At 39.9% G+C, this 12,402-nt stretch carries 13 protein-coding genes and 1 tRNA gene; 4 read left to right on the plus strand and 10 right to left on the minus strand.

Annotation, left to right across the window (positions count from 1 at the left end; all coding sequences use genetic code 11):
- Positions 1–282: 282 nt before the first annotated feature.
- Complete coding sequence (locus C4F40_RS06610) at positions 283–474, minus strand: hypothetical protein (protein ID WP_196938554.1); 192 nt, start codon at positions 472–474, stop codon at positions 283–285.
- Between the two features lie 143 nt (positions 475–617).
- Positions 618–699: transfer RNA gene (locus C4F40_RS06615), tRNA-Leu, on the minus strand.
- Between the two features lie 183 nt (positions 700–882).
- Here C4F40_RS06615 and C4F40_RS06620 point away from each other — a divergent pair.
- On the plus strand, positions 883–1,476 hold the full coding sequence (locus tag C4F40_RS06620; RefSeq protein WP_196938555.1) for a TetR/AcrR family transcriptional regulator: 594 nt from the start codon (positions 883–885) through the stop codon (positions 1,474–1,476).
- Positions 1,477–1,596: 120 nt separating this feature from the next.
- Entirely contained in the window at positions 1,597–2,835 is a 1,239-nt protein-coding gene (gene fabF, locus C4F40_RS06625) for a beta-ketoacyl-ACP synthase II (RefSeq protein WP_196938556.1), read from the plus strand.
- Between the two features lie 98 nt (positions 2,836–2,933).
- On the opposite strand, the gene C4F40_RS21750 is transcribed toward fabF, so the two are convergent.
- The 6 genes from C4F40_RS21750 to map all read right to left on the minus strand — a co-directional run bounded on the left by C4F40_RS21750 (position 2,934) and on the right by map (position 8,900).
- Positions 2,934–3,137, minus strand: coding sequence for a hypothetical protein (locus C4F40_RS21750; RefSeq protein ID WP_390881615.1), 204 nt, complete (start codon positions 3,135–3,137; stop codon positions 2,934–2,936).
- A gap of 156 nt (positions 3,138–3,293) precedes the next feature.
- Positions 3,294–4,496: a M20 metallopeptidase family protein gene (locus C4F40_RS06635; RefSeq protein ID WP_196938558.1), complete on the minus strand. Its 1,203-nt coding sequence runs from the start codon at positions 4,494–4,496 to the stop codon at positions 3,294–3,296.
- A gap of 13 nt (positions 4,497–4,509) precedes the next feature.
- A complete protein-coding gene (locus tag C4F40_RS06640) occupies positions 4,510–5,571 on the minus strand; it encodes a dihydrodipicolinate synthase family protein (protein ID WP_196938559.1) in 1,062 nt (353 codons plus the stop codon).
- Positions 5,571–6,590, minus strand: a complete 1,020-nt coding sequence (locus C4F40_RS06645) for an NAD-dependent epimerase/dehydratase family protein (RefSeq protein WP_196938560.1) — start codon at positions 6,588–6,590, stop codon at positions 5,571–5,573. The genes C4F40_RS06640 and C4F40_RS06645 overlap by 1 nt, the downstream gene beginning before the upstream one ends.
- A gap of 15 nt (positions 6,591–6,605) precedes the next feature.
- The gene (locus C4F40_RS06650) at positions 6,606–7,823 is read right to left on the minus strand and encodes an Nramp family divalent metal transporter (protein ID WP_196938561.1); all 1,218 of its coding nucleotides are present in this window, start codon (positions 7,821–7,823) and stop codon (positions 6,606–6,608) included.
- A gap of 321 nt (positions 7,824–8,144) precedes the next feature.
- Positions 8,145–8,900 (minus strand): type I methionyl aminopeptidase, encoded by a 756-nt coding sequence (map, locus tag C4F40_RS06655; RefSeq protein WP_196938562.1) that lies wholly within the window; start codon positions 8,898–8,900, stop codon positions 8,145–8,147.
- Between the two features lie 64 nt (positions 8,901–8,964).
- On the opposite strand from map, the gene C4F40_RS06660 reads away from it, so the two are divergent.
- Positions 8,965–9,831 carry a helix-turn-helix domain-containing protein gene (locus C4F40_RS06660; protein ID WP_196938563.1) on the plus strand — a complete coding sequence of 289 codons (867 nt, stop codon included), beginning with the start codon at positions 8,965–8,967 and terminating at the stop codon, positions 9,829–9,831.
- 551 nt (positions 9,832–10,382) lie between these two features.
- Positions 10,383–11,336, plus strand: coding sequence for a lipid A deacylase LpxR family protein (locus C4F40_RS06665; RefSeq protein WP_196938564.1), 954 nt, complete (start codon positions 10,383–10,385; stop codon positions 11,334–11,336).
- Positions 11,337–11,346: 10 nt separating this feature from the next.
- Here C4F40_RS06665 and C4F40_RS06670 read toward each other — a convergent pair whose 3' ends face one another.
- Together C4F40_RS06670 and C4F40_RS06675 are read right to left on the minus strand one after the other, a co-directional pair.
- Positions 11,347–11,670, minus strand: a complete 324-nt coding sequence (locus tag C4F40_RS06670; protein WP_196938565.1) for a nucleoside triphosphate pyrophosphohydrolase family protein — start codon at positions 11,668–11,670, stop codon at positions 11,347–11,349.
- Positions 11,671–11,693: 23 nt separating this feature from the next.
- Complete coding sequence (locus tag C4F40_RS06675; RefSeq protein ID WP_196938566.1) at positions 11,694–12,242, minus strand: DNA-3-methyladenine glycosylase I; 549 nt, start codon at positions 12,240–12,242, stop codon at positions 11,694–11,696.
- Positions 12,243–12,402 lie beyond the last annotated feature (160 nt).

Genomic DNA, 12,402 nt, shown 5'->3' on the forward strand with positions numbered 1-12,402 from the left:
AATCCCTTGGAAACCAATTTTTGTCCCTGATATTCTTCAGGTGTGCTGTTAAGTTCTTCCAAAAAGATATCCAGTCTTTTTTCTTCTTTGGAATAGTGGGTCATCTCAAAATAATCGGAAACTCCTTTGGGAATAATTAAGGGCATTAAAGCGTTAAACGAATCGTGCATCTGTATAAATATCAAAGCACAAATATCTAATTATTTTTTATCCCCTCCACAACTTTTGTACATGATCCGGTTTAGGAAGCTTAGAGAGTGTATTCAAAAAATGACAGCTGGATTATTGTCGAAGTCGATCTTTCAGTGACCAGTCCAGATTAAGATTAAAATAATCTCGATCCCACGCGCCAGAATGGGAAATATAAACTTGAAGGTACAGGGAAGAATTGCCATTTTTCTTGATACGGGACTTCCACGTGTATAATGTAGTAGAAAATTTGAACATGGGTTCGGGTGTCGTATGCTTAACCATAGCCGAAAGTTTATGTCTGCGAAATGTCCGCGAAACCATCGGCAATTAATACTAAAACACCCGTGTCAAGGTTTACTCTATGTCCTCAAAACAGCATTAAACAAAGAAAAGCGAGACAATCATCGCTCGCTTTTCCTGTTAAGTACCCAGCGCCGGAGTCGAACCGGCACATCCGAAGATATTGGTGTTTGAGACCAACGCGTCTACCAATTCCGCCAGCTGGGCGAGCTGTATCTTGATGACGATGCAAATATAGGCTTTATCAATTATTTTCCAAAAATATTTTAACACGTAACACTAAACCTATTGATTATGAAAGTGATTAATTTATTCTACTGCAGTATTTACGACACCACCATATACCGTTCGGTATTATTTACTATATTTGCTATGAAATAATAACACTAAATGTCCAAAGCAGAAAAAACTAGACAATTTATTATTGAGAAAACCTCCCTTATTTTCAACAAAAAGGGTTATTCAGGCACCTCATTGTCAGATATTACAGAAGCTACCGGACTTACCAAAGGGAGTATATATGGCAATTTTGGCAATAAAGATGACGTTGCTTTAGCAGCATATGAATACAATTCCACATCGTTAAACAAACGCATTAAAATCTCCGTTTCCGGAAAAGCTACCGCTTATAAAAAATTAGTTGCATTTACCGATTTTTATAGAGAAAATTGGAAAGCAATTTTTGAAAGTGGAGGTTGTCCGCTATTAAATACCGCTATAGAGGCAGATGACCATCTCTTTTTTTTAAAGGCAAGTGTACAAAAAAGTTTTCAAAATTGGTCAGATACCATTGTTCAAATATTGAATGAGGGGAAAAATAATAACGAGTTTAAAAAAACAATAGATACAACCTATTATGCGCATTCCTTTATTATGTTAATCGAAGGAGGCATACTGCTGGCTAAAATTTCAGATAATCAACAGCTTTTGTTCCTCGCTTTGGATAGAATTATTAAAATTGTTGATAACGAAATAATCAAGTAATTTTTTGAGTACCAATATACCAAATGGTATATTAATATATATACATAAAGGGAATATCAATGACATATATCAAATCAAAATGATTAACTTGTATTCCTGTTGAAATAATAACATACACAGATGAAGAGAGTAGTAGTAACAGGGTTGGGGACGGTTAATCCCTTAGGAAATGATATACAGACATTTTGGAATAATGCAATAACCGCTAAGAGCAGCGCTAATTTAATAAGCAGATTCGATGCGTCTAAATTTAGAACACAGATTGCATGTGAGGTCCAGAATTTTGATCCTACCAAATATTTGGACCGCAATGAGATTAAGAGAAGCGATTTATTCACGCAATTCGCGTTATATAGCGCTACACAGGCTTTAGAAGATTCCGGATTAGCGATCGCCTCCATGAATCCTTTCGATATTGGCGTCATTTGGGGAGTAGGACAAGGCGGTATGGAAACATTTGAAACCGAAGTAGAAAATTACGTCAAAGGAGATTATATACCACGGTTCAGTCCTTTTTTTGTTCCGAAGTTGATTGTCAATATGGCGTCAGGGATGATATCCATGAAGTTTGGGTTACAAGGAATTAACTACACTACGGTTTCAGCCTGCGCAACTTCCAATACAGCGATTATGGATGCATTTAACTACATCCGTTTGGGTAAAGCTAAGGTATTTATTACCGGGGGATCGGAAGCACCTATAACTGCCGCTTCTATTGGCGGGTTTTCGGCCATGAAAGCCATGTCTACCCGAAATCATGATCCACTTACAGCCAGCCGCCCTTTTGATCAAGATCGGGATGGTTTTGTTATGGGTGAAGGAGCAGGTGCATTGGTATTGGAAGAATACGAACATGCGAAGAAAAGAGGTGCAAAAATCTATGCAGAGTTAGCGGGTGCAGCGATGACAGCCGATGCCTATCACATGACTTCCCCACATCCTGAAGGCCTCGGTGCAGCCAAAGCTATGGAACTGGCTTTAGAGGAAGCTCAATTGAACACGTCGGAGTTAGGCTATCTCAACCTACATGCCACTTCTACTCCCATAGGAGATATCAGCGAATTGAATGCCGTTCATAAAGTTTTTAAAAAATCACAAAATATGGTGGTCAGTTCGACAAAATCGATGACAGGTCATTTGCTCGGAGCCGCAGGTGCTATAGAAGCTATCTTAGCCATAAAATCTATTAATGAAGGCATTATCCCTCCTACCATTAACGTCGAAAATCTGGACACCAATATTCCAGAAGACATCCAAATTGTAGTGAATAACGCACTAGAAAAGCGAATAGATACGGCAATGAGCAATGCTTTTGGATTTGGAGGACATAATTCGACTGTCATATTTAGAAAAGTGTAGCAAACAAGTACCTCAGCGAATACATTAAGGTCTAGAGACAGTAACCAATAAAATGAGTGCGCGTGTAAACAGTAACGCGCACTCATTTTATTTGGACGTTAGCTCCAGCTCTTGCACGATTCCATTTTTTTTGTCTTCGCAGTAACGTGTATCTTTTTATCTTTCGCATTTGTTTTAACAATTGCCAGTACTTTTCCATTAAGCGCAGTCCTTGATAACGATTGAAAAGACGTCAGATCTGTCGGAATTCGTGATCCCATTTCACATTGTATATACAATCTCCCTTTATTGTTCGGATCCATAACATGATATCGAACCTACAAAGAATCGATTATTGTAGTATTCAAAAAAGAGGTGTTGGAGCACAATATTAAAAAATATTTTCTACTCGGGATGTTATTATAACATGCTTTCAAACCAATCTTCGTTATTCCGGCAGAGATTGATCATCACAAATTTTAATTACCTTTATCTAATATGTTTATAGCGGCATAAGCCATAGAAAGCATAGCATGCTTAAATGCATCTTCATCAACTTCAAAATGCGCGTTATGCAATCCAGACTGCTTTTTTTTCATTTCATTTCTTATACCTATCAGAAAAAAAAGAGCGGGATATTGGTGCGAATAATACGCAAAATCTTCTGCAGCCATCCATAGACCTATTTCGTTAACGACATCATTTCCCAATATCTCTTCAAATAGTCGTTTACATCGTACGGCAAGCTTCGGATCATTATACAAAAAGGGATAACCATGCCTCACCTCCAGTTGTACTTCGGCACCAAAGGCAGAAGGAATCTCTCGAATCATCCTGGTTATCTGTCTTAATGCGCGCTGTCTCCACTCTTCTTCCATCGTCCTAAATGTTCCTTCGATTAATACCTCATCTGGAATAATATTAGCCGCACCATCACCAATAAACCGTCCAAAAGTTAACACAGAAGGGATAGAAGGATCAGATCTGCGGCTAATTATTTGCTGCAGAGAAGACAGAAGTTGTGCTCCTATATATACTGGATCCACGGCTTGATGAGGCTCCGCGGCATGTCCTCCCTTTCCTTTTATTCGTATATAAAATTCATCACTGGAAGCCATAAAACGTCCAGAACAAATCCCTACATTTCCCGTATCGAGCCGCGGGCTTACGTGCAACCCTAGCACAGCTTTGATCCGGGGTGCGTATTCCTCGAAAACCCTGGCCTGCAATACCTCCTGTGCACCTCCCGGTATACGTTCTTCCGCAGGCTGAAAAAGTAAAACAACCCTGCCTGAAAACGCTAATGCTGCCGATTTAAGGACCGCCGCTACACCAAGAAGATTAGCTGTATGGAAATCATGCCCGCAAGCATGCATTATTCCGTCATGCACAGATCTATAATTCACGTCATTCATCTCTTGAATAGGAAGCGCATCCATATCTGCCCGTAAAACGACAGTATCACCTGGTACCCCTTTCATACCGTCTATCCATGCGAATATTCCTGTGGTCGCAATAGACATATAGGGGATCCCCAACGCATCTAATTCCGATTTTATAAACGCAGATGTCTGATATTCTTGAAATGAAAGCTCAGGATACTGATGAAGAAACCTCCTAATTTTTACGACGCGTTCAAACTCTTTTTCGACAGATTTTCTTAACAATAACTTTAAGTCCATATCCCCATTAAACTTATACACTGTTAGCTAAAAAATTACTAACAAATAGATCATCATGTAGGTGCGGATAGGCTGCATACACCCGGTCGATTTCTTCCACTTGGCCGATCGACAGCTCTTCTTCATAATTTAGGCACCACCTACCGGCTAATAGACCTTGCCTACGCAGCACTTCATGTATCCCTGGGATACAGCCGTGAAAATTGTTTTGAGGGTCGAAGAGCGCCGCATTGACATCTGTTATTTGAATTCCCTTTGTAAGCAACTCATTTGCCCCTCGTGCTGTTTTTTGCATCCGATATTGCTGAATTTCTTGCATCAACTGAACTGCTTTATTTGTCCAGACCGCCCAATGGCCTAGCAACCCTCCCCTGAAACCAATTTCTACCGGGTTATCCCCTACCTCAAACCGATATTGAGTTAGCAAGTCCGCAACGATGTTGTCATCGTTCCCTGTATACATAGCGATATCCTTATAACGACTGGAGTTCGCCACTGCACGCATGACATCTAATGTTTGATAGCGGTTAAAAGAGGCGCATTTTATTGCTTCAACATTTTCAATTTCTGCAAATTTCCGCCAAAATTCATAACTAAAAACCCTTCCTCCAACTGAAGGTTGCAGGTAAAAACCAAATACGGGAATGATCTCGGCAACTAATCGTGTGCGCTCTAATATCTCCTCCTCCGTAAGCCCCACAAGCCCACCCATACTGAGCAATCCCATATCGTAACCGTATTCACATGCTAATGCAGCTTCTGTTAAAGCCTGCTTAGTAGGTCCACAAATTCCGGCTATCTTCACAAAAGGCCTTTTTATATCGGATCGTTCTATCTCCTCTGCCGCCAACTGGAAAACTTTTTCTAAAAGATTGATTTTCGGATCTCTTATTTCAAATTGAGTAGAATGTACACCTACGGCAACACCACCTGCCCCACTGGCCAAGTAATATTGAGTCAGCAAACGTTGACGCTTTTCATCAATCCTTCTATTAGCATCTAAGGCTAAAGGATGAGCCGGAATTACCGTTCCCTCGAGAAGATGTTGCTTCTTTATTAAATCTAACGTACACATTAAAATTTCCCTCCTCTCTCTTGAAAATGCGTGGATTTATCCCATTCTTCTCCGCCAAGACGTAACCATGTTGCAGTAATATCGATAATTTCACGAAAGGAAACTTTCGGGTAGCCAAATAGCCGATGGCAATCTGAAGCGTTATTCAATAAGGCTGTTTCTACTGGTACGTTAATAAAAATAGGTTCAATTCCAAATAAATTTCCGAATTCCTTCGCTATCCACGCAATCGCCACAGTTTCTGGTCCCGTCACATTTAAAATTCTAGCAGGGTTATCTGTATGCAGCAATGCCCGTAGCGCGATTTCGTTAGCATCGCCCTGCCAAATTACATTTACTACGGCCATATGTAAGTCAATCGGCCTGCCACGCAATACAGATTTCGCAATTTCCATAACTACACCGTAACGAAAATCGACAGCATAATTAAGGCGGTATATCAGCATTTTCGTAGCATTCTTTTTTGAGAAATAACTTAGAATACGCTCCCTACCCAAACAAGACTGTGCATATTCACCGATTGGTTCGGGAGCGGTATCCTCGGTAGCCCCTCCCCAAAGTGGATTAACAAAAGGCAATACATTCCCAGAAGATAAGGCAACAATGTTAGCGTCCTTAAAACGTTCAGCCACCCTACCTGGTAGATAAGCATTCATAGCCCAAGTAAAACTTTCATTACCAGCAGTACCGAATTTATTACCTGCTAAATAAATCACATGGGAAGCATCTGGGAGACGCTGTAAAGCTTTGTCATCTAATAAATCACAAGATATGGTCTCTATGCCTGCTTCTTCCAATTCAATCTTTATTCTTACCTCGGAAAAACGTGAGACACCAATAATACGCTTATTTACTCCTGCCGCTTGTGCCGCCCGGACAGCTAACTTGCCCATACTGGGACCCATTTTTCCTCCGATACCAAGCAACAAGATATCCCCGTCAATCTTTTTGATATCTTCAATCAGATCTGCGGAAGGTGCAGTAAATCTTTGTTCCAGTTCTTGCAATGTGTAATCCATAGTTGTATTAATATTTTATTTTATAAACAAATCGTAAAAATTGTATACGGCTAAACCAGTCAAAAAGAGTAATCCCAAAAGACCACCAGCCTGTTGAAATTTAGTATTCTTATTATCCTTCATAATAGAGGCATCATTTGAAATATCAAACATCATGTAACCAATAAACGGCACCAAAAAAATTGTAATACTTTGAGCTAGCACAATGAGTTGAAGAGGTAACCCTTGAAATAAAATAGCCACTGAAGCACCAATTACCATAACCGATGCAATACAAACACGACTCCCAAGTTTGTCCATACCTTTTTTAAGACCGAGCGCTTCTGCGAGCAAGGATCCTCCAACAGTCGCATTACCCACTAAGGACGAAAAAGATGCAGCAAACAGTCCCGTCAGAAATACCCCCGAAGCATAAGACCCAAACAAAGGTGTTAACACATTCGCCATATCTAATGCACTTTTGACCTCAGATTGGCGCGGATACAAAATAGACGCTGCGCACATCATCACCACTATACTCATCACTGCCAACATAATAACGCCCATTAAGCTCTTGTCCTGGTACACACCAGTTGCCGAACGTTTCTTTCGTTCCTGAACAATATAAGCCTGATAAAATGCGCCAACTATTGAAAAGCAAGAGGCCATGAACGCGAGGATCAAACCTTCTGAACCATTAGGTAGAGAAGGAATACTTCCCCTGAAAAAGGATTCCATATCTGGTTTTGCTAATATAAGTGTAACGATAAAAGATAGGAACATCAAAAGCACCATGAAAAGCATCAAACGCTCCATTACACGATAAAACGATCGAAAGAAAAGTAATGAAATGCCCATAATGGTAAATATGATAAGCCAAATATGAGGTTTTGTCCCCGTCGGTTCGGCCAGCGATATACCGACACCAATCGCATTTCCAGCCTGAAAAGAAGCAGCTACTAAAAATATCCCGACACCAATGCAAAGCACAGCTAAGCGACCGTATTTCATTTGTATAAGCTGTATAAGGGACTTTGTATTCTGCATTCCAATACGACTACCCATCCCTGTAAATATGGCCATGAAAAATATCGCTATCGGCACAATCCAAACCAAACTGTATCCGTACGACGCTCCCAATTTGGACGTGATAGTCATTTTGCTTGGACCGAATACCACTGCAGCGATTATTATCCCTGGAATGACACTGTTAATCCAACCATAAACAAAATTCCGACTAATTTTTCTTTTCATTATTATTAGATATAAAAAACTAAATATACAACGAAACGAAAGTACAAATTTTTTATATACTTTAATATAAACGGATATTTTTTTCGAAACTTATTTATATAATGATTTTAAAATCCCGCTATTTACATCGCTTCTATAAAAACATGATCAATTCTAAAAAGCAATCTCAAGCAATCAGAATCATATATCAAGTGGAGATAAGTCACATAATTGAATATAATCCACGCAAGTCTCAATTGCGACTTAGATAGTTAATCCCACTAGCCCCCTTATCAAAAAAGGAATGATAAGATTCCCTATAGCGCCAAAAGTATCGAGTTATTACAGAAAACGTTCTGTCAATACAATAGGTTCCCCATCCGTCACCACAATAGTATGTTCATGCTGCACCGCAAATCCGGCTTTGTTTCCTAAAAGCGTCCATCCGTCTGCTTGTTGTATTGCCAGCGTTGACCCCGTAGTAATAAATGTTTCTATCGCCACAACAGAGCCTTTACGAAAGCGTCTTTTATCACTCGGATCGTAGTAGTTGAGTATATTATCGGGAGATTCGTGCAACGCTCTTCCCAAGCCATGTCCGGCCAAATTTTTGATCACACTGTAACCCCTTTTTCCAGCGAAAGTTTCAATATATTGTCCTATCGCATTGATTCTAACACCGCCACGTATGCGTGCGATGGCACCGTCCAAAATATAACGAGAAGCCTCAAGTAACGGGCTATGCCCGTATATATCCCTTCCAACAATGATTGATCCTCCATTATCCGACCAGTAGCCATTTAGTTCCGCAGACACATCGATATTAAGTAAATCACCTTCCTCAATTATCCGGGATGCAGACGGCACACCATGTGCCACCTCGTTATTTATACTGATACAGGTGGATCCCGGAAAATCGTATGTAAGCGAAGGTGCAGATCGAGCTCCATACCGGGCCAAAATAGTTGCGCCGTAATCGTCGAGTTCTTGGGTAGACATGCCCGGAGCTGCAAAATTTTGCATTTCCATAAGCGTAAAGGATACTACCTCGCTAACGAGCTTCATTTCCCGTAATTCTTTATCATTGCTAATGATCATATCTTAAACGTAATATTTATTACCGTAAATATAACCACCATACTTCTGTCGAAAATAGTAGGAAATGGACAATTATATCAAATTCAATCAAGAGTTCATATCTTTGTATGCTATGCCCATCAACTATCTTACAGCTATACGGTCTCGTCATTCGCACGCATACATCCGCATTGAACCAGATCCTGTTGTTGCGGCCTATGTTGAAGGCTTTTATCTGTTTAAGGGAGAATTTAACGACCAATCTATCCCTCTTTTTAATGACGGATATCCATCGCTGCTATGTATGCCATCATCAGAAAGCATCAGTTTCACAGGTACACGTCAAGGCGAACAACTGCTACAATCCTTCTGGATCTGCGGAAATATATTGCAGCCAACCTATTGGCATGCGGAATCAATCAACGGCTCTATATTGATTGTGCGTTTTTATCCCCATACAATCTCACATATTTTTGGTACGTCTTCAGATTTTTTCACCTCTAATCCCGTTCAAAATCTAACGAATTTGTTGGAGGAAGAGAGTTATCTTCAATTAAAAAAAACCTACTATGCAAGTCAATGCCTACAGCGACAAATAATAACCATTGAGACGTTTATCAAAACTAGAGCGACAGAAACTGTCCCTATTCCGCCGATATTAATGGATCGATTAAGCAATATACAGCATAGTGAATTCTTAGGCAATCGAAATATTACAACTGCCATACACTACAAATGGTTGCAGCGCAGCTTTAAAAAATACGTAGGGTTTTCCCAAAAGCAATACATCAATTTACATCGTTTTCTTGAAGCCTATAAAGAACTGTATATCAACAAAGAACACCCCCTTATTCAAATAGCGCTAGAAGTAGGTTATTATGACGACAATCACTTGATCAAAGATTTTAAAAAGTACATAGGCACGTCACCAAAGGCGCATTTTAGTCGTTAATTGTTCACTTTGCGTCGTCAGTCCTTCCGTCATCAATGCCGACAAACAGTCTACATGAAATGATGCACCTCTCCCGTGCACAACATCTACTTCCAACGTGCCATTTAATATTCCCGCTCAGCAGCTGCTTTTTTCAAGAACCCTTCTGCCTGCAGGTACTGCTTTTAGCGACACGGGGATTCACCTCAAAGCTGATGGAAACCTTATAAAAGACTATAATTCCCTGTTCATAATCTACTTTTCTTTCTTCGACAATACCCGCCTTAAGAGATCCTATAATATTAAATGCACTCCATCCTGGGTTTTGTACAAAAATCTAATAATAAATACACACAAAAACGTAGCCATTGGACTACTTCGGATCAGCGAACAACGATGTCAAATAAATATCAAAAAAAATTTTAGTTGTAGATGTAAAAGATCAATTATTTGTACATTACACTTGTTTTTAGATCGCTACTAAAAAAAATAAAAACGAGTAAAAATGTGTGTGACCAATTTTGGAGGATGTTTTCTATATAGACTAAAACATAGCAAGTATTAACGAAGTGATGTACAATAAGCTCCTTTTAGCTATCTTGCCTCTTTTTCTAATCTACTTTAGTGCTATTTCACAGGAGTATAATAACGAATTTGGTATCGTAAGTGACAACGACGCTTATCTTTTTTACGGCCAAGACCGTTATTATACCAACGGTTTGTTCATCTACTACAGGCGGGCCGTTGATCAGCACAAACTCGGAGATAACCTCGAAAAATTAACCTATGAATTATCTGTCGGACAGAAGATGTACACTCCTCTATCCGGATACGGCCCCGACCCCAGAACGCATGATCGTCCATTTGCGGGCTATCTTTATGGAAAAGCACAAGTAAATTTTTTCAATCAAAAGGAGCACGTTTGGAAAATTGCATTAGCCTTAGGAACCTCTGGCCCCAATTCTCTGGCGAGCGGAACCCAAAATCTGATACACACCACCGTAGGTTTATACAAAACAAGCGGATGGGACTATCAGATTCAGAACGAAGCTGCCGCGAATCTAGATGTACAATATACCGCATTATTACACCGCAACAGTGCTAAGTCAGTTGATTTCTCGTTAGAAAGCTACGCTCAATTAGGCACCGTATTCAACGGTGCCGGCCTTGCCCTGGTATTTAGAACCGGAAATATCAACCAGTTATTCCACTCGTCGTACCACAGCGCAACTATCAGTCAAAACAACAAAACGAAAAAACTACAAGAGCGGGAACTTTATTTCTATGCCAGACCCCAAATTAACTATGTTGCTTATGATGCCACTATACAAGGTAGTCTATTTACGAACAACAGTCCGATAACGTTTTCCGTTAGACCATTCGTATTTGAACAGCGAATCGGTTTAAATTATGCTACTGCTCGCTTTACGCTCGATTACAGTTTAACCTTTCGTGCCCGAGAAATCAAAAGCAGTGCCAGGCCCCACCAATACGGGAGTATAACAGCATATTATCGCTTTAATTAATCAAACTAATCTACGCATTAATTAGCGCCTCTGTCTTCGTCAAAAAATCAGACAGCGCTTTCTTGATGTCAATCCCCGATCGATTCGCCAAGACAATCAGCCACCAGATATTTTCGCCCAGTTTATGTTCCAGTTCCGATTGTGAATTGGTCTTTGGCCATCGTGCCTGTTGTGACATTACATTTCTTCCTACCAAGCCAGCATCGGTCAAATAAGCTAAAGCATCCTCCTCTACGGTCCATTCACTCCCATGATGATGCAGTTCGAGTTTATGATATTGCTTCCTTAAGGCTAAACAACGACGAATGATCTCGTCAAAATCCGTATGACCCATATGTGTTAAATTAGATATATATTTTACTGTTTTAACCACATTGGCTTTACTTTCAAAATTTCTTGATGAACGGGGCAACTCTCGGAATGCGCACCACGGAGATAACCTATACTCATCAAAAATTCATTAACGATTTCTCCGCCAGTAAATTTAAATGTCTTCTTAAAGAGCTTTACCCACTCCTCTTTGGCTTTAGGATGGTGATGTTGCAACCATTTTTCAAAGCTTCCGTATTCCTGCTGCAATTGAAGAATCGTTTTGGCATTTTCGATCGCCGCATTTACTTTTAATCGATTCCGGATAATCCCAGGATCATTCAATAAGCGTTCACGATCCTGTTCGGTGTAGCCTGCTACTTTAACGATGTTGAAATTATCGTATGCTTTTCGAAAACTAGCTTCTTTTTTCAGAATAGTTTCCCAACTTAAGCCAGCTTGGTTGATCTCCATAATCAGACGGCCAAACAGTTCGTTGTCGTCATGAATAGGATATCCATAATGATTATCGTGGTAGTTCTTGTGTAGGCTTCTGCGAGGCTCCGCCATACTCGGTATATATTCGCAATAACTCATGTTTAAAATGTTGTATTTGTCTGCTTAATGGTTGCACGTTACGTTTAGTAAAATTGAGACAATCTCTCTTTACCTGAATTTATAACATGTAAAAATAGCTTTTTCTATCGCATTTCAATTCGTTTAACTGGAATTTAGCAGTCAGATGACGCCAATATAT

Origin of the sequence: Sphingobacterium pedocola, from assembly GCF_015209965.1 — a bacterium.
GTDB classification, from domain to species: domain Bacteria; phylum Bacteroidota; class Bacteroidia; order Sphingobacteriales; family Sphingobacteriaceae; genus Sphingobacterium; species Sphingobacterium pedocola.